General features: G+C 46.9%; 20 protein-coding genes. 1 reads left to right on the top strand and 19 read right to left on the bottom strand.

From position 1 onward, the window contains the following. Nucleotides 1-21: 21 nt before the first annotated feature. From ELR70_RS25805 to ELR70_RS24560, 7 genes are all read right to left on the bottom strand, one after another. Nucleotides 22-390, bottom strand: a complete 369-nt coding sequence (locus ELR70_RS25805) for an ATP-binding cassette domain-containing protein (protein WP_164881467.1) — start codon at nt 388-390, stop codon at nt 22-24. Beyond that, nucleotides 390-2,168, bottom strand: a complete 1,779-nt coding sequence (locus ELR70_RS24540; RefSeq protein ID WP_128064764.1) for a peptidase domain-containing ABC transporter — start codon at nt 2,166-2,168, stop codon at nt 390-392. Before ELR70_RS24540 ends, ELR70_RS25805 begins: the two co-directional genes overlap by 1 nt. Next, the gene (locus tag ELR70_RS24545; protein ID WP_054016183.1) at nt 2,165-3,424 is read right to left on the bottom strand and encodes an HlyD family efflux transporter periplasmic adaptor subunit; all 1,260 of its coding nucleotides are present in this window, start codon (nt 3,422-3,424) and stop codon (nt 2,165-2,167) included. Before ELR70_RS24545 ends, ELR70_RS24540 begins: the two co-directional genes overlap by 4 nt. Before the next feature lie 2 nt (nt 3,425-3,426). Then, nucleotides 3,427-4,509, bottom strand: coding sequence for a radical SAM protein (locus tag ELR70_RS24550; protein ID WP_054016184.1), 1,083 nt, complete (start codon nt 4,507-4,509; stop codon nt 3,427-3,429). A gap of 115 nt (nt 4,510-4,624) precedes the next feature. Further along, nucleotides 4,625-4,795 (bottom strand): hypothetical protein, encoded by a 171-nt coding sequence (locus tag ELR70_RS25045; protein WP_160317401.1) that lies wholly within the window; start codon nt 4,793-4,795, stop codon nt 4,625-4,627. Nucleotides 4,796-4,813: 18 nt separating this feature from the next. Continuing rightward, entirely contained in the window at nt 4,814-5,947 is a 1,134-nt protein-coding gene (locus ELR70_RS24555; protein WP_054016185.1) for a hypothetical protein, read from the bottom strand. Further along, nucleotides 5,944-7,530: a radical SAM protein gene (locus ELR70_RS24560; protein ID WP_200908214.1), complete on the bottom strand. Its 1,587-nt coding sequence runs from the start codon at nt 7,528-7,530 to the stop codon at nt 5,944-5,946. The genes ELR70_RS24555 and ELR70_RS24560 overlap by 4 nt, the downstream gene beginning before the upstream one ends. Nucleotides 7,531-7,739: 209 nt before the next feature. Here ELR70_RS24560 and ELR70_RS25050 point away from each other — a divergent pair, with 209 nt between their 5' ends. After that, nucleotides 7,740-7,892 carry a hypothetical protein gene (locus tag ELR70_RS25050; RefSeq protein WP_160317402.1) on the top strand — a complete coding sequence of 51 codons (153 nt, stop codon included), beginning with the start codon at nt 7,740-7,742 and terminating at the stop codon, nt 7,890-7,892. A 71-nt stretch (nt 7,893-7,963) separates the two neighbouring features. On the opposite strand, the gene ELR70_RS24565 is transcribed toward ELR70_RS25050, so the two are convergent. The 12 genes from ELR70_RS24565 to ELR70_RS24620 all read right to left on the bottom strand — a co-directional run bounded on the left by ELR70_RS24565 (nt 7,964) and on the right by ELR70_RS24620 (nt 18,550). Then, nucleotides 7,964-8,791 (bottom strand): helix-turn-helix domain-containing protein, encoded by an 828-nt coding sequence (locus tag ELR70_RS24565; RefSeq protein ID WP_054016186.1) that lies wholly within the window; start codon nt 8,789-8,791, stop codon nt 7,964-7,966. Between the two features lie 411 nt (nt 8,792-9,202). Further along, nucleotides 9,203-9,781 (bottom strand): hypothetical protein, encoded by a 579-nt coding sequence (locus tag ELR70_RS24570; protein WP_164881468.1) that lies wholly within the window; start codon nt 9,779-9,781, stop codon nt 9,203-9,205. Then, entirely contained in the window at nt 9,778-11,352 is a 1,575-nt protein-coding gene (locus ELR70_RS24575) for a winged helix-turn-helix domain-containing protein (RefSeq protein WP_128064766.1), read from the bottom strand. Before ELR70_RS24575 ends, ELR70_RS24570 begins: the two co-directional genes overlap by 4 nt. A gap of 258 nt (nt 11,353-11,610) precedes the next feature. After that, nucleotides 11,611-12,027 (bottom strand): F0F1 ATP synthase subunit epsilon, encoded by a 417-nt coding sequence (locus ELR70_RS24580; RefSeq protein WP_046004727.1) that lies wholly within the window; start codon nt 12,025-12,027, stop codon nt 11,611-11,613. 13 nt (nt 12,028-12,040) lie between these two features. Beyond that, nucleotides 12,041-13,426, bottom strand: a complete 1,386-nt coding sequence (gene atpD, locus ELR70_RS24585; protein WP_010384876.1) for a F0F1 ATP synthase subunit beta — start codon at nt 13,424-13,426, stop codon at nt 12,041-12,043. 32 nt (nt 13,427-13,458) lie between these two features. Further along, nucleotides 13,459-14,319, bottom strand: a complete 861-nt coding sequence (gene atpG, locus ELR70_RS24590; RefSeq protein ID WP_054016188.1) for a F0F1 ATP synthase subunit gamma — start codon at nt 14,317-14,319, stop codon at nt 13,459-13,461. Nucleotides 14,320-14,371: 52 nt separating this feature from the next. Continuing rightward, nucleotides 14,372-15,913 carry a F0F1 ATP synthase subunit alpha gene (gene atpA / locus ELR70_RS24595; RefSeq protein ID WP_046004730.1) on the bottom strand — a complete coding sequence of 514 codons (1,542 nt, stop codon included), beginning with the start codon at nt 15,911-15,913 and terminating at the stop codon, nt 14,372-14,374. 14 nt (nt 15,914-15,927) lie between these two features. Beyond that, a complete protein-coding gene (gene atpH, locus ELR70_RS24600; protein WP_046004731.1) occupies nt 15,928-16,461 on the bottom strand; it encodes a F0F1 ATP synthase subunit delta in 534 nt (177 codons plus the stop codon). Between the two features lie 14 nt (nt 16,462-16,475). Next, nucleotides 16,476-16,946: a F0F1 ATP synthase subunit B gene (gene atpF / locus ELR70_RS24605; protein ID WP_054016189.1), complete on the bottom strand. Its 471-nt coding sequence runs from the start codon at nt 16,944-16,946 to the stop codon at nt 16,476-16,478. Between the two features lie 49 nt (nt 16,947-16,995). After that, on the bottom strand, nt 16,996-17,229 hold the full coding sequence (gene atpE / locus ELR70_RS24610) for a F0F1 ATP synthase subunit C (RefSeq protein WP_008222392.1): 234 nt from the start codon (nt 17,227-17,229) through the stop codon (nt 16,996-16,998). A 66-nt stretch (nt 17,230-17,295) separates the two neighbouring features. Further along, on the bottom strand, nt 17,296-18,153 hold the full coding sequence (gene atpB / locus ELR70_RS24615; RefSeq protein ID WP_054016190.1) for a F0F1 ATP synthase subunit A: 858 nt from the start codon (nt 18,151-18,153) through the stop codon (nt 17,296-17,298). Nucleotides 18,154-18,169: 16 nt separating this feature from the next. Beyond that, nucleotides 18,170-18,550, bottom strand: coding sequence for an ATP synthase subunit I (locus ELR70_RS24620; RefSeq protein ID WP_054016191.1), 381 nt, complete (start codon nt 18,548-18,550; stop codon nt 18,170-18,172). Nucleotides 18,551-18,674: the final 124 nt, after the last annotated feature.

The raw sequence follows: 18,674 nt of genomic DNA on the forward strand, positions 1-18,674 counted from the left end.
TTCAACACTCCTTTCGCGTCTTTATTTTACTGCCACCAGTGTACGGGGCGGGGCTTGTTCAGGTGGCACTGAGTCAGAGATCAGTTCAGGCAGGTTGATTATTCTGTCTGCCATATCTATTGTTTCCTGACGGTGCGCAATCATGATCCGGGTGATCCCAAGCTGCTTGAGCACCTGATTAATTTTTTTCTCCGTTTGCTTATCCAAAGCACTACTGGCTTCATCCAGAAACAGTACTTTTGGCCGCTTATACAAAGCGCGTGCAATTAAGACCCGCTGTACCTGGCCACCGGATAATGTACTGCCCATGTCACCAGCCAGAGAATTAAAGCCCATAGGCATGGCTTTAATATCATCCAGTATCTGCGCCTGCTGACACACAGATTCCATCAGTTCGGGGTCCTGTTCATTGGCAAAAAGCAAATGTTGTCCGCAATGGAGCCTGACAGTAAGGTGTCTCCCTGCATCACAGCAGCAATCTCACTGCGATAGTTGACCAATCCCATTTTCCGAATATCAATACCATCGAGTAACACTTTGCCTTGTGTGGGCGCAGATAAGCCCATCATGAGCTTGATCAGAGAGGTTTTTCCAAAGCCAGACGGTGCCGTCAGCACAACACATTCACCAGCCTCAACAGTCAGATTTAAGTTTTTGAATAAAAAGGGTTCATTTTTGTCATACTGAAAGGCAATCTGGTTTAATTCTAAACGGCCTTTCACCTCACCCAGCATTGGATAGTCGCTGTCCAGCGCTTCTTCCGGCTCAGACAAAGCGATGTCGGCAATCCGTGACAAATGCAGTCCCATCATGCGCCATTCAAACAGCTTGTCCAAAAACAGTTGCGAGCTGCTGGCAAATTGCTGTCGATAAGCCAGAAAAGCAAATAGCAGACCCACTGTCATACTGTCCTGCAACACAAACAACGCCCCAACCCAGATCAGCAGAATGTATTCGAAACCATAAACAAAGTCCTTGGCGGTCAGCTGCATGATGTTCAGCCTGCCCACTTTTACATCAGCATTGATCCAGTTGGCCTGGGCATTTTCCAGCTTAGCCTGACGCGACGCTTCACCGTTAAAGACCTTAACAGGCTGCACCGATCGCACCGATTCATAAAACAAACTATCGCAGGCCGCTTTGAGCTGCAGTGATTCTTTGGTGTTGTTGCGCAAAGGAGCAAATAACATTGTGCGGATAAAGGTAAACAGGCTCACGCTGACTAAGGTAATCACCGCCAGCCAGGGGCTCAAAAAGAACATGATGGACAGGGTTAACACTGCCATGAGGCCATCTAACATGCCTTCGACAAATCCATCACTGAGCAACCGCTTAATATAATCCAGCGACTGAAAGCGTGACAACACGTCACCCACAAAGCGTTTATCGAACCAGTTCATCGGTAGCCTGAGCAAATGGCGCATCATGTTAGCGACAAGCTGGATCCCCATAATTGAACGCATATACAGAATAACCCAGGCTCTGACCCCTTTTGTGGCCACCTGCAATAGTAACAGCAGGCTAAACCCAACGCCCAGCATCCACAGAAATTCGAAATCGTTGGTGACAATCACGTTGTCAACCACCAGCTGCACGAAGTAAGGGGCAATCAGTAAAAAACACTGCATCACTAGGGAGAGCAACATGACCTGTCCCAGGCTGCGTTTCAGACCCGTAATTTTTCGCCACAACAAAGAAAAACCCAGTGAGAGTTCAGCTTCAACCGGCTCAAAGCTTTCGGACGGACGCAGCTCAATAGCCACCCCGGTAAAAGAGCGCGACACCTGCTCCCAACTACATTTGATAGCGCCACGGGCCGGGTCATGGATCCACACACCGTCTTTCCCAACCGACTTGAGCACCACAAAGTGGCACATGTCCCAGTGTAAAATCAGCGGCAATTTACACTGTTTTAATTGCTCTAACTCCAGCCGCATCGGTCTGCCTATCAGCGCCAGTTGATTGGCAATACTAATTAACTGTTTAACTGTGGCACCTTTAAGACTAATCGAGAACTTGCGCCGCAATGAGATCAGATCGAGTTTATGGCCATAATAGCTCCCGATCATACACAAACAGGCTAAACCACACTCTGCCCCCTCGCTTTGCAGCACCACAGGTAATTTTGCTCGCAGGCTAAAATTGAGTTTATTAATGAGATCAATCATGGCTGTGCTCCTGACACTTTTTCTGCGAGTGGTTCAAATACCCAGGCCAGAATGGTTCGTGTTTCACCCAAGACATCGGCATCCAGTGTCATCCCGGCTTGCAGGCCCACTTCCTTTCCTTTGGCATACAAAGATTGCTGCTGCAAGGTGACCTGTGCACGATACACCGGCCCTTCCACCAGGTTTGACGCTTCCGCCTGATGCGGTTCAATCAACGTTTGCGAGATGTTGTAGATATGGCCTTTAAACAAGCCAAATTCCTGATACGGGAATGCGTGATAGCGTAAATTGATCGCCTGTCCCTCATTGACCAGACCAATTGCACTCGTTGGGATATAGATTTCGGCAACCAGTTCACTCTCATCTGGCAGTAAGTTCATTAGCACCTGCCCTTGCTGCGCAAAATGGCCATTTTGATAATAAATGTTGGCAATCACACCATCGTGGGGCGCCAGTATTCGATACGCTTCCTGTGCGCCCGCATTGGTAATTTCACGTTTCAATGCATTAATTTTTTGCCGATATTCCAGCACCATAGCGTGCCCGTTCACGCCTATATTCTGGCGCTTTAACGTTTCATCTTCCGCTGTGGCAATTAAATCGTCGTGCTGTTTGACCAGCGCCTTAACCGCAATCCGCTTCTCCAGGTATTGCGCATATTTGCCGTTGTACTCGACCTTAGACACTTGCTGGTTTTTATACAAAGTTTCAATTTCTGAGAGCTCTTTTCCTAACAGCTGTTGGTATTCTCGCTCAAGCGCAATTTGCTCCTGTGTATGCGCTGCATCCCTCTTGATTTGCGCGATTTTGCGCTCCGCTTCCTGAAGCTCTAAGTCATTCAATCGGACCTGAAACTGCAACTTTTCTTCAACCAGTTTGAGGCTCTCGATCAGGCTTTGAGTCACCTCTTTGGATACTGAGCCGCTGACGCCATTTTGCTCAGTGCGGATCTGATACAAAGGCTGCCCCTTTTGCACGCTCTCCCCCTCCTGCACAAAGAGCGTATCAATCACCCCGGATTGCCTGGGTAGCACCTTTGTGACCCCCAATGGGCTTTTGATGATCCCGCGCACCCGGGTGCTTTTGGTAAACTCGGCATAGACCATAAAGCCACACACCAGCATTAGCACCGCAACAAAAAAAAGGCATAAATAGCGAAAAGACAACGGCCTGATCATGAGCACGTCACCCTGAATGCCAATCCGCGCCTCGATCACTTCCGGCCTGATAATAGAACGCTTCTTTCGAACAGCCATGATTACCCTACAACATTAACAACGGGGATCAGATTTTCCCCTGGATTCACTGAGTCAGGATGGCGACTGACACGCTTAGACTGGTTAGCCGGACAAGACAATTCGACGGCATCGAGCGTACTAAACCCTCGGGTCCAGTTGCGAAATCGCGCCTTATCCAACGTGATACTGCCATCCTCATGTAACTGACCGACGAGATTTTCCGGGGCATCCAGCTTGACGGTACACTTGCCAAGCCGACCATCCGGATAAACCAACAGGTGCCTGGGCATGGCCGCATAACAAATGCGATTCCCCTTGGGGCCCGAAGTGTCATGCGAAACCTTCAGTGCCTGTGCCTGTTTATGATTTGCACCGCCAAGGTTCTTGATGGCCTCTGCCACCAGATTAAAACGGCTATCTGAACCGAACTCCTGCTCAACCAAAGCGCTGAACTGCTCAAAGTCCTGGGCGTTCAACCTGTGGTAGTGCAGCCTCAGATCTATGCCAAATTGACCTGATAGTCGCTTTATCGCTGTCAGATTTTGCCAGATACGCACAAAACTCCCGGCCCCCGTACGCCGCTTTCTGGTGGTGTTATGTGTCTGCTCATTGCCATCCAGGGAGATCTGATAGTGCCTGACTCCTGCTGCCAGCAACGACTCAAACAGCCGTGTATTCAAAAGGTAACCATTGGTGCTCATACTGGCGTGATATACCAGTTGCGGGCAGTGTGCCCGGATCCAGTGACCCAGCCTTAATACCGGCTCCGTATGCAGTGTGGGCTCGCCACCAAACCAGCATATTTCCAGATGTTTTAACCCTTGCAGATATTCAGTGTGAATAAACGCCTTCAGCGCAGCCTCAATCGCCGGTAACAATTTAGTATCGCGAAAAGACTGATAACAATAAGTGCAGCGAAAATTACACTGCTCAGTCAGCAAGATGGTCAGATAAAGATATTTGTTTGAACGATACAGGGCATGCTCACGAACACTGATAGACACAGCCTGATTGGCGAGACTGGCGCGTTTTAAAGCCAGATATGCCGTATGATGTTCCGATATATGTGCAGGGCTTGCCCAATGCTGCTCATCGTCTTTCATGCCCGACTCCTTGTCTTGCGTCACTCTCCATACGGTTGCCACCTGTTAGTAAGCTGCGATCGTATGGTCGTGATAAGCCGGGAAGGCTGATTACCGTTCAACCTTCCCAAAGCCGCTAGTAAATAAAGCAATCCACGGTAAAGGGCCCAATACAGTCCTTTACGTCATCATCTCGATCCCTGTGAGCCAGACCGCCCGCTTGCTCTTCCAGTTCTTCTGCAGACACTTCATCAATGTCCAGCATTTGCTCTTGTGTTGTTACATTTTCTACTTTTTTGTCACTCATTTTATTTACCTTTTAGTTTTAGGCCATCATGTGGCTAGGTTGCATAATCCGACAGACAAGTCCGGCGGCCATATCAAACCCCCTTGCTTTATCCGGGACTGTGGGTTTGCAAGGCGCTAAGCGCTGACTTAGGACCTTATCGAACGTAATTTCGGACCAGTCATCAAGCACCTGTATACAGCTCAATGCGCTACAAATAATTGCATTGTCGACCGTCTCCCCTCCGGCGGGTAACAGCGTCGCTTGAATACCATGAGAAAGCGCACCCACCACGGATGTTGTATGACCATGTAATACCGCACCCGTGCACTGTCTGAATATAAATGACTGTGGAATATAAGGGTGACATAGGGTATGCGAAGGCCAGTTATACTCACTGGGGAAGAACCGGCCTGTGCTTAACGCAAAGGCATAACCACTATTTTTTGACCAATTGTGCAACTGCTCCCAGAATGTCTTCAGGCCAAACCGTTTACCATGCTGGACATAGATGATTGGGCGCTGCTGTTGCTGCATGCTGACCAGCCAGTCACGAATCTCGCGACTAGGACCCGCCTCCCATAGCATTCCCCCCGCGTAGGCAAGACCTTGTGGCAGGCGCTCCTGTAACCAGGGCTCTACACTGCGGATCAGGTGCAGGCTACCCAGGACATCTCTGCTGTCCCTGATTGGATCGTTCAGATTCAAGTGACGGCACAGGTCTAAGTAAAACGCACACAACTCCCTGGCACGTATGTCCCGGTGCATAGACAGCACGCTGGACACGTCAGGATCCTGCCAGTGGCGCTCCTGCCATAAGGGAGAAAACTGCCCGATAGTGACAAAGGGGATAAACGCACAACGGGCCGCCGCAATACTGCCTAATGCCATCGGCTGAGTAATAATCAGATCAGGGCAAAAAACATCAATCGCCTTTCTTACATCCTTAAACTGCAAAGCGCCATGTTCCGGGTTTCCCCACCGGGAGACTGTAAACCCTTCGCCCTTGTGAGGCACCGATAGCGTAGTCACACCTGCCAGCTGAAAATACCGTTCCTGCCTGTGATTTGCGACAAGCATCGCCTGATGCCCTTGCGCCTCTAAGGCTTTGGCAAGTCCTATCACCGGGTTGTAGAACCCAGGGGAGTCGAGTGTGCAAAGCAAAATATTCATGATTCTGCTCTCTCACTGTAAACCTCAGCAATACTTTCACGAAATCGCTTGCCAAACGAATCACAGAAATTGGCATGCAACTTGCCAGTGCGGACCTCTGCGTTGATGGCACAACCACCGCCACAATAAAGTGCATAGCGGCACTGGGCGCAGACAGAGTTAGACGCCACAGTACGTGAACGCCAGTTACACTCGTTTTGTTGATTAATATTCAGCCCGGATGTCTTGTCAAAATGACCTATACGAATTTTTTTATCACCGGTTTTTTCATAACAGGCGTAAATATCGGCAAAGGGATCAATGACGTACATCTTGGTATGTGCACCACAATATTGTGATGACATAATGCTATTTTCTCTGCCGGTATCGAATACCTGTCGAGCTTTTTGCTTCATCGTGTCACCATCAAACTGAAACACATCACAGTCTGGATATTGTCGCTTTAATTTAATGAATGCATGGTTGAGCTCCCGGGTACCAAAACACACTTTTTCTTCCGTCTGATCGTTATGCGCAACAATCACGGCCAGATAAGTTCTAAAGTTTTTATACTCATGCCAGCCATACTGCTTTATGGTGTTTGCCAGACTGGGCAGATCATTGACATTATTTTTATCGACATTCACTCTGGCCGATATCTGAACCCCCGCTTGCAAAGCCATAGTGATGTTGTCAGCAATCAACGAAAAGCTCCCAGTCCCGTCTGGGTAGATTCTTCTCTTATCGTGCTCTTCTGGCTTACCATCCAGGGTGATCTGAATTTCGCTGATCCCGTTTTTTCCCAGTAAATCCCGATAGTGGTGTAACTCGGTGCCATTACTGATAGCCACAAATTTGGCCTTACTGTGACTTCTGGCCTTTGCCATGAAATATTCAACTATCGGACGTGAATCTTTAAGCAAGGGCTCGCCACCAAAAAACTTGTACGTTCTGGTCAGCTCCTGGCTTTTGTCCACCTGGTGGCGCTGCTCCAGTACAGGCAACTGCTCAAAAATCAAATCGACCGTTTCTTCAGACATGGTGGTCAGCAGATGCTTGTAAGCCGGATCTGTTCTCATATGATCCTGAAAACAGTAGGGGCAACGTAAATTGCACGAATAGGTCGGCATAATTAAATAATATGGCAGTGTGTTTACCTGCCTTTTGGCCTTCTGGGTGGCAAACTGGCGAAAAAAGCTCAGTTCCTGCGCCTGCGTTCGACGAGTGAGAAATCCTTTGCTTTTGAGCTGTGCCAGTGTTTCGTTATCCGGGGCGGGAATCTCCACATGGCGGTAATCCGGATCGCTCCACTCTCCATACAGCGGGCGTGGCGGCCGCTTATCTTCTTGCGAGCGCAAGTACAGCCCGACATCCCGGGTCACTTTAACTCTGTGACCCAAATACCCGTGTACCAGTAACATTTCTTCTTCTGTATCAGGTAGATCGATATAGATGGTATAGCCACTGGTACGTGGTTTTGTCAGCGTAGGCGTGCTGGACTCAAAACTGCTTGGAAAGGGATCTACGCTTTGAGACCACTGCGGATCAAAGCGATTTACCTCACCACTCTCAGCTTTAAACATTTGTATAATATTATTGTCCATACGCCCTCCTAAACTTGATGTTTAAAATTTAGCGAACAAACTATAATAAAAAAACAGATGAGCCATTTTAGGCTGATTATTTTAGGAAAGCGTACTTTTTTAATAAACAAAAAAATTCAGACAGCACATTAAAGTTCAAGACATTCACTAGCCTCACTAGATATTTAAAACTAAATTTATCACTGTTAAAATAAACCATGGTGATAAAAATGACATTAAATAAAACAGAAGAAAAGGAACTTGAGATTTTAAAAGAAGATCTCGAACAAGATATAGAACAGGAAGCGCTGGAGGAACTGGCTCTATTTGAGCTGGGAGGCGGAACAAACCCAAATGTTGGCTGCGAAATACCAAACAACTGATTTTTATATTAAAATAATCTCTATACTGTCAGAGATAGCATGTTTGAAAATACTATCTCTGAATTGTACGTTTAAACAGCACGACTGACAATGCGATATGAATTAGGAGATTGACCGAGCTTTTTACTAAAACAGTTTCTGAGGTTAGGGTAGTTACCAAACCCACTTAAACTAGCAACTTCTTCCATACCAAAATCACTATACTTCAAATAAGACTTGGCAAGTTTAAAGCGTTTTTCCATTAACCAGTCTTTCGGGCTCTGACCTAGCATCTCTTTAAAATGACGATCAAAGTTTCGTCGCGACATAAACGCTTTTTCTGCTAAAATATCCACGGATGTTACTTTCTCGAGGTGCGACTCAGCCCACTCAACCACTTCTTTAATTCGCGCAGAGCCTTCCATCACAGGCGGTTTATGCAGGCCGCTTAAGGCGGCTATTTTAATCGGACACAATTTGAGTCGATCAACAATACTATTCGCTATTTCAGCCTCAGCATTGCGCTGCACGAACCCAATTGCCCACTCCAAAACAGGCAGACCCGACTCCAGCACAGTGATCTGAGTGCGATATCTTGCAACCAGCAGCTGATAGTCAGGTAATGGCAAGTGTCCGACAACGACAACCTTGCCACCACGGCGCAAAAATGCCTCGACAGAGCTTACAGACTGGCGACCTAGGTGACCATCTGTACTATTCCAGCCACAGAGTATCACAATATCCCCTTGTTTCAGCGCCACTAAACTGTCACTGATGTCGACGGCATCCACCACACATACAGGTTTACTTTTGGTTTTAAAAAAACGCCCCTGAAGCGACGTATCTCCCAGCACCTCATTGAGACACCCCAAATCAAAGCAAGCACACAGGTCAGGTGAAAACACAGTGATATGTAACATCTTGTTCGCCCCTCTCCAGCTTAAAAGGCTTAACCTTTTGTTGTCCGATGTACAGACGGAGTATCCGTACTAGGATCAGGCAAGGTATCAGTCTGAGCCGCGCCACCAACAACCATTGGTGTGACAAAGCCTGGCAACATCTTATTATTTTTTGACAACTGCTTAAGGGGCACTTTTCTAAGTTTTAGACATTTTTTCATCGTTATTCTCGCTACACTTTACATGGTTAAATATGAATGACATATGGCTTAACTATAGATAAAGCCCGCGTTAAACCATGTAACTAAGTTAGCACGGCAAAAGGAAAAGTTACTCAGGAATTTCTAAGGAAAAAATAAATAAAAAAACACAACCGCATGATTTTTTTTGATATAAAAAAATCACATTCTCTCAGAGCGCCTACATACCTCATTACTTGTACAGACGTAGCATCAGATTGTCGCGCCATTGAACAGTGCTGATAAACACATCGGGAGTAGGCTGGTCACTGGCTTTCAGCCGTAAAATGAAGCCACCATCGGATTGATAAACCTGTTTAAAGCTGTCTGGCTCCTTAACGGGAAAACTAAAAACGGCGGAGCCATCACTCACAAAAACCTGCTCACCGCTGATGGCCCAGCGTAAATAGGAGTACTGGCTAAAATCTTTCAACATGTAAGGCTGACCGCCAATCCGGTTCATTTGCATCAAATGTCTTTGTGGAGATAAAAACAGGACATGCTGATGGTCGATGGACAAAATAGAGTGCATCGGAATAGATGAGAAAGGCACCACATGTTTGTCAGCTAAATCGAAATACCAGGACTGCGACTGACCTTCACTTAGTGTAGTAAAGTGGACGCGTTGATCATGCCATACAACACTATTGATTACCCCGCTAACAGGCAAGGTTACTTCCAGAGATAATGCTGAAAGAGAATAGACGTAGAGCGCATGATTATCCGCCATTACCAGGTAACGGTCATCTTGTGAGAGCAGCAGCTCTTTCATTTGCGTTGATGCTGTGGAAAATAACCTTTCTCGCCCCGCCTCTGATTTTGCCATATCGTTGTACCATCCTGACCTTCTGTTAAGTAAATACTGCCGCGCTTAGTGTAAAAAGGGGCAACCAGCTTTTCATCTACCATAGAATCTGAGTAGGCAACGGCTTTAACTTCCCCGGCAATATACTGAAGGCGCTGGACATCAAAGTCTCTGTATTTGGAGACCGCGATATAGCTGTCATGATTGCCACTAATAACGCTTTGCAATGGGTGACTGGTGCGCATTGGCTGCAAAACTAATTCATTATTTGCCAGCGAAAACTGTGACAAAGATGCGCTTAGGGCGTCAAACCAGGCTATATGCTGATCGCTATCTGACCACTCCACACGACTAACAAAGTTATTTATATCTAATAACTTCTGCTGTTTACTTCCATCGACATTGGCAAGAAATAGCTGTGACTTTTCTTCCTTTTCTCTGAGAAAAGCAAGCTTTGTACCGCTATGAGAAAAGTGAAAAAAGTAATCCCCTTTTCCACTTGCATCAGGTGACGTGATCTGAAACTCCATACCAGTGCGCAAATTTCGCTGCACCAGTGCCGACAGACCCGGTTCACCCCGATAGTGGTATTTAGTGTATACAATCGAGTTGGCGGGATCGACACTGCCAACACTCATCAGATAGGATGTATCGCAGTCTAACAGCTTTTGATAGTTCGCCTGCTCAACCCCTGCACTAAAGTCCGCAGACCAAAGCTCACAGTCTCCTGAGCGCTCTTGTGAATAAAAAAACCGCTGAAAATACAACACGGGGCTATGCGTGGCCCAGCCAACCGCATAAGTGTCTGTTAATTCAACACTGTTTACATTGTGCACTTTTAAATTGCTCAGGTTCTGTAGCTTTAACGTGAAACGGCCATCGCCAATTTGATCTGCAGAGAAAGCCAACCACTGTTTGTCGAAAGACACCGAAGGCGCAATGACGGTTCCCTTTTCCCAAAATAAAGTTTCATGCTGCATCAGTTTTGGCTCGACAAGATCCAGTTTAAGGGTTGCAGCCAAAAACAATACAGAGGCTGAAATAACCCCTAGCGCGAATAATAACATTACCCAGTGTTGAATCCCTTTCCTGGTAGTCATTGTGGCTTCATCAGCGTTTGAGAGTGGCACACAGGCATGTCCGCCGGCCATTTCTAGCATCCCTTGAGCCGTTTTGTCTCTGCCACACTGAGCGGGAGTAAGATGCTCTATATTTGCCTGAAAGCTATAGCCCTTTTTATAAACGGTTTTAATATATTGAACATCATCATGCGGCAGTTTAAGCGCTTTTCTCAACTCAAAAATAGCCCGGTTAATGGTATTATCATCCACAAAACGACCACCCCATATGGCATCAACTAAATCCCTTCTGCTTACCAGTTGCGCATTGTGTTCGATAAAATACATCAACAGTTCATAGATAAGGGGTTCCAACTCACGTTTGATCTCACCGCGACTTAGCAAGCGATAATCAATATCTAATTGCCACGAATTAATGCTGATATATCGACTCTGTGTCTGGTTTGCGTTGGGTTTCATACTGGATGATTTCCGAATTGACGATGTAAAGCTGCAACAAAATGCTACACTAAAGTTACTTTTATCATCAAAACAGATACAACTCAATTGTCATTCTACTGCTGCTCTTCGTCGTACTTTACAAAACTGTAGGTACATGCAAAAAGGCTGTTTTTGTAACTCGCTGCCGTATCTAACGACATGTATTGCTTGTATTGAGTGAGAGACATAAAAAAACCCACGCAGTGCGTGGGTTTTTTAAACCAGATAGGTGGCTGCTTATTTGCGCAGCTGGCGTAGAAGACGTAGCTGAGCAAGGGCTTCTTCAAGCTGCATCGCTGCTTGCTGGTAATCCAGCTCGCCTGCGGTGCCTGAAGCCAGTTGCGCCTGCGCTTCACGTTTAGCTTCTTCAGCAGCTTGCTCGTCAAGCTCTTCCGCACGGATCGCAACGTCAGCAAGGACAGTTACGGTCTGTGGTTGAACTTCCAGCGTACCACCTGCAACATAGATAAACTCTTCAGTTTTGTCTTCTGTTACTAAACGTACCATACCAGGTTTTAGGCCAGTCAGTAGTGGCGCGTGACCCGGGTGAATACCCAGCTCACCTTCACTACCTGTCACTTGGATCGCAGTCACGTCACCAGAGTACAAACTCTTTTCAGCGCTTACTACGTCAAGGCGTACTGTCATTGCCATAACAACCCCCTAATTACATGTTTTTGGCTTTTTCGATCGCTTCGTCGATTGAGCCAACCATGTAGAAAGCCTGCTCTGGCATGTCATCGTATTCACCGTTTAAGATGCCTTTGAAGCCAGAGATAGTGTCTTTCAGTGAAACGTATTTACCAGGTGCACCTGTGAATACCTCAGCAACGAAGAACGGCTGAGACAGGAAACGCTGGATTTTACGTGCACGAGATACAACTTGCTTATCTTCGTCAGATAGCTCGTCCATACCTAGAATCGCGATGATGTCTTTCAGCTCTTTATAACGCTGAAGTACAGTCTGAACGCCACGTGCCGTCTCGTAGTGCTCGTTACCGATTACTAGCGGGTCAAGCTGACGAGAAGTTGAATCCAGTGGGTCTACCGCAGGGTAGATACCAAGAGATGCGATGTCACGTGAAAGTACAACCGTTGCGTCAAGGTGCGCGAACGTGGTTGCTGGTGACGGGTCAGTCAAGTCATCCGCAGGTACGTATACGGCCTGGATTGACGTGATTGAACCAGTCTTAGTAGACGCGATACGCTCCTGTAGTACACCCATCTCTTCTGCAAGAGTTGGCTGGTAACCTACCGCTGAAGGCATACGGCCTAGTAGTGCAGATACCTCAGTACCCGCCAGCGTGTAACGGTAGATGTTATCTACGAAGAACAGTACGTCACGACCTTCGTCACGGAACTTCTCTGCCATAGTCAGACCAGTCAGTGCAACACGCAGACGGTTACCCGGTGGCTCGTTCATCTGACCGTATACTAGCGATACTTTGTCTAGTACGTTTGAGTCGTTCATCTCATGGTAGAAGTCATTACCCTCACGAGTACGCTCACCAACACCGGCGAATACTGAGTAACCGCTGTGCTCGATTGCGATGTTACGGATAAGTTCCATCATGTTTACGGTTTTACCTACACCGGCACCACCGAACAGACCAACTTTACCACCCTTAGCGAACGGACATACAAGGTCGATTACCTTGATACCTGTTTCAAGTAGCTCAACTGAGCTGCTTTGCTCTTCGTATGAAGGCGCAGCGCGGTGGATTGACCAACGCTCTTCTTCACCGATTGGGCCGGCTTCATCAATTGCGTCACCCAGTACGTTCATGATACGACCAAGTGTTGCTGTACCAACTGGAACCTTGATTGGCTCAGCTGTACCTTCTACTGAAGTACCACGGCGCAGACCGTCAGTACTACCTAGTGCGATACCACGTACCACACCGCCACCTAGCTGCTGTTGCACTTCTAGTGTCAAACCAGCCAGGTCGCCTTCTGTAACTTTTAGTGCGTCATATACGGCTGGCACGTTGTCTTGTGGGAACTCGATGTCCACAACGGCGCCGATAATTTGGACGACCTTACCTAAACTCATGTCTATTCCTCTCGTTAAACTTTGCCGAAGCGTTACACGGCAGCTGAACCAGATACAATCTCACTGATCTCTTGTGTGATTGCAGCCTGACGCGCCTTGTTGTATACCAGCTGTAACTCATCAATCAGGCCACCTGCGTTATCTGTTGCGGCTTTCATCGCAACCATACGGGCAGCTTGCTCAGAGGCAGCGTTCTCAACTACACCTTGGTAAACCTGAGACTCAATAAAGCGCACTAGTAGTGTCTCTAGAATCGCCTCTGGGTTTGGCTCATATAAGTAATCCCAAGCGTGAGCTGATACTTCTTCTTCAGCTTTTGGCAAAGGTAATAACTGATCGATAACAGGCTCTTGCTTCATTGTGTTGACAAAGTTGTTGTACACAACGAATAAGCGATCAATTTTGCCTTCTTCGTATGCTTTTAGCATCACAGATACAGGACCGATTACGTCCTGAACAGAAGGCGCATCTCCTAACCCGGCTTTTTTGGCTTCAAGCTCACCGCCAAAACGTTTAAAGAAACCGGCAGCTTTGCCACCCAGGGTTGCAAATGTTGCATCAACACCCTTTTCTTTCCACGCTTTAACGTCTTTCGCTACACGCTTAAACTCGTTTGAGTTCAAGCCGCCACAAAGACCACGGTCAGTAGAGATAACAATGTAACCTACTCGCTTCACCTCACGCTCGATTAAGAACGGGTGTTGGAAGTCAAGGTTAGCCTGAGCAATACGACCGATCACTTTGCGTAAGTTTTCAGCGTATGGGCGGCTGGACGCGACGCGTTCCTGTGCCTTCTTCATTTTAGAAGCGGCAACCATCTCCATTGCGCTGGTGATCTTTTGAGTATTCTTGATACTCCCGATCTTGCTTTTTATCTCTTTTCCGCTGGCCATGACTCTTTCTCCGAATCTGGGTGAGTAGCTAACTACTCACCTTCATAACACATTACCAAGTTTGCGTAGACTTGAACTTCTCAAGAAGTTCTTTCAGCTGCGCTTCGATCTCGGCGTTGTAGTTACCAGTTTCATTGATTTGAGTCATTAGCGCTGCGTATTCGCTTTTCGCGAATGCGATAAGGCTTGCTTCAAAATCAAGTACTTTGTTGATTTCGATGTCTTTCAGGTAGCCTTTCTCAACAGCGAATAGAGACAGAGACATGTCAGCAACAGACATTGGTGCGTACTGTTTCTGCTTCATTAGCTCTGTTACGCGCTCACCGTGCTCAAGCTGGGCACGTGTTGCATCGTCAAGGTCAGAAGCGAACTGAGAGAACGCCGCTAGTTCACGGTACTGAGCTAGCGCTAGACGGATACCACCACCTAGTTTCTTAACGATTTTAGTTTGCGCTGCACCACCTACACGAGATACCGAGATACCAGCGTTAACCGCTGGACGGATACCTGCGTTGAACAAGTCAGTTTCTAGGAAGATCTGACCGTCGGTGATTGAGATAACGTTGGTAGGTACGAATGCAGAAACGTCACCACCTTGAGTTTCAATGATTGGCAATGCCGTCAATGAACCTGTTTGACCTTTCACTTCACCGTTAGTGTATTTCTCAACGTAATCAGCGTTAACACGTGATGCACGCTCTAGCAGACGTGAGTGAAGGTAGAATACGTCACCTGGGTAAGCTTCACGGCCCGGCGGACGCTTAAGTAGTAGTGAAATCTGACGGTAAGCAACAGCTTGCTTAGACAGGTCATCATATACGATTAGCGCGTCTTCACCACGGTCACGGAAGTATTCACCCATAGTACAACCAGAGAACGGTGCCAGGAATTGTAGTGCAGCAGACTCAGATGCTGAAGCAACAACAACAATGGTGTTCTCAAGAGCGCCGTGCTCTTCTAGTTTACGTACTACGTTAGCAATGGTAGAAGCTTTTTGACCAACCGCAACGTACACACACTTAACGCCTGTGTCTTTTTGGTTGATGATAGCATCGATAGCCAGTGCTGTTTTACCAGTCTGACGGTCACCGATCACTAGCTCACGCTGACCACGACCAACTGGGATCATAGAGTCGATAGACTTATAACCAGTTTGTACTGGCTCGTCTACTGATTGACGCTCGATTACGCCCGGTGCGATTTTTTCAACTGGCTCAAAACCATCGTTGTCTACCGCGCCTTTACCGTCAATCGGCTCACCTAGTGTGTTTACAACACGACCTAGCAGGCCACGGCCTACTGGTACTTCAAGGATACGACCTGTTGATTTAACTTTTACGCCTTCTTTAAGGTCAGCGTATGGACCCATTACTACCGCACCTACTGAGTCGCGCTCAAGGTTCAATGCGATAGCATAACGGTTGCCAGGAAGCTCGATCATCTCACCCTGCATACAGTCAGCAAGACCGTGGATGCGGATGATACCGTCGGTAACAGATACGATAGTACCTTCGTTACGCGCTTCACTTACAACTTCAAACTGCTCAATGCGTTGCTTGATCAGTGCAGAAATTTCTGTGGAATTAAGTTGCATGCTCTTTTTCCCAATTACGATTGTAGCGTCGTCACAAGACGATCTAACTTGCCGCGAATAGACCCGTCAATAACGGTATCGCCGGCTTTAATGACCAGACCACTTACGATGGTTTCGTCGATGCTACAATTCAGCTTAACTTTGCGTGCGAAACGTTTCTCAAGTGCCGCGACCAATTTTGCTTGCGCATCTTCGGCAAGCGCTGCTGCTGAAACGACGTTAACGTCGATTTCTTTGTCATAGTCTGCTTTTAATTCAGCAAACAAATCTGCAACAGCTGGCATGGCGGCTAAACGCTCATTTTCGGCCATCAGCTTGATAAGATTTTGGCCTTGTTCGTTGAGTTGCTCAGCGCATAGCTTGATGAATACATCAGACTGCTCTGCTTCGGTGGCAATGCCACCTAACAGTGCCTGAACCTGTTCATCGCGGGCCACCTGGCCTGCGAAGAACAGCATTTCATTCCAAGCTTCAACTGTGCCTTTCTCAACGGCAAGTTCAAAAGCCGCTTTAGCGTATGGGCGAGCGATAGTAGTCAATTCAGACATGCTCATACCCCTACTTAAAGCTCAGCGACAAGTTTTTCAACGATGTCACTGTGTGCGGCTTGATCGATTTCACGCTCTAAAATCTTCTCTGCACCAACCACAGCCAGAGTCGCTACTTGTTGACGTAGCTCTTCTTTCACGCGGTTGCGCTCAGATTCGATCTCAGAGTGTCCCTGAGCAATGATTTTCTCACGCTCTTGCTGACCACGAGTTGTCTCTTCGTCAACAATCAGCGTTGCACGCTTTTTAGCTTGTTCGATGATTTCAGCAGCCTGAGTTTTCGCTTCCTTAAGCTGTTCAGCGGCTTTTTCGCGCGCTAGCTCAAGGTCTTTTTCAGCTTTGTCAGAGGCAGCTAATCCATCTTCGATTTTCTTCTGGCGAGCTTCAATCGCACCATTTAGTGGTGGCCATACGAACTTCATACAGAACCATACGAAGACCACAAATGCGATTAATTCACCTATTAGAGTGGCGTTTAAGTTCACGACCGCTCCTCCTTACTTGACAGTTGTTCGTTTCAGGTATTTTGCAATATTAAAGAGCGAACAACATGTACATAGCGATACCTACACCGATCATTGCTACGGCATCGATAAGACCAGCTAGGATGAACATTTTAACTTGTAGTTGAGGCGCAAGCTCAGGCTGACGAGCACATGCTTCTAGGAACTTACCACCCATGTTACCGAAGCCTAGTGCAGTACCGATTGCACCAAAACCGATTAGTAGAGCAACAGCGATAAGTTTAATAGCAACTGCGATTTCCATTTTTATCTCCAAAGTTTCAATAGTAAATTAAAGTTAAAGTTTAAAAAATTCTATTTTTTCAGCTAATTAGTGGCTTTTTGTGCTAGCCATGCTGAGGTAAACGATAGTTAGCATCATAAATACGAATGCTTGCAGTACGATTACCATGATGTGGAACACAGCCCATACAAAGTGCAGTGGAAGCTGCATCAGGCCGATTGCACCGATCAGGATGAAGATCATCTCACCTGCATACAAGTTACCGAACAAACGCAGTGCCAGCGAGAAAGGCTTAGCAACCAATGCGATTGTTTCAAGTAGCAAGTTACATGGGATCAGGATAACCATCACTAATTTGTTCTTAGAGCTGAACGGGTGAAGCGTAAGCTCACCAATGAAGCCGCCCAGGCCTTTAATGCGGATTGAATACCCGATCATCAGAATAAATACGCCCAGTGCCAGTGCAGCAGTCATATTCACGTCTGTGGTCGGTACAATCTTCATGTAAACATCATGTGGGTCCATACCAAATGCTTGCTCACCAACAAAGCCGGCGAAAGCTGGTAGGAAATCAACTGGAACCAAATCCATCAAGTTCATTAAGAACACCCAGACAAAGATAGTCAGGGCCAAAGGCGCGATCAGCTTGCTATTGCCATGGTAAGTGTCTCGCACGTTATCACCAACGAGCTCAACAACCATTTCAATAAAGCACTGGAATTTACCAGGAACGCCTGTGGTGGATTTTTTAGCGGCACTTCGGAAGATCCATAAGAAAATAAGACCTAAACCGATGGACCATGCGAGGGTATCTATATGCCATGTCCAGAAACCACTGTCCGCACATGCTTTATTGAAGGCCAGACCGGCATCGGTCGAACACATCTTGGCATTGGTCAAGTGGTGCTGAATATGGCTCGATAGAGTCACTTCTTCTGCAGCCATTGTTTTATCCTAAAAGTTAATGATTAAAAAAAATCAGAACCAACCATTGTGTCAGCATCACCAGCATATACGTGCCGAAAAACGGCCACATAACCACTGAAAAATGCTTAAAAATGAGCGCAAAAAGCACAACAGTTAGCAAAAATTTTAATCCGTTTCCTCGTTTCAAAGAGGAATACACTTGATTTGCCTTGCTCGCACCCATAAATCTGAATGCATAGGCGGCAAATACAAAATTAGGGAGTACCAGCACCGCACCGCCAGCCAACGCCGACAGGCCTGCTTCTACTCCCCAACCAATAAAAACTATTACTGCAGCAATGATAGCTACGAGACCCTGATACAAAACACCTTTTAATGCGGCACGCCGATACGGGCTTGCTAACGAATGAGTCACTTATATTTAACCTTAATGACGCTAAATTTTATCAGGGCTAGAAAACTGGCGAAATTATACTTATTTCTGCTCAATTTGCAACTTGACGAGACGAAATGTAACGCTTTTCGAGCGCCCATTTCGC

This window comes from Pseudoalteromonas sp. R3, from assembly GCF_004014715.1.
GTDB lineage: Bacteria > Pseudomonadota > Gammaproteobacteria > Enterobacterales > Alteromonadaceae > Pseudoalteromonas.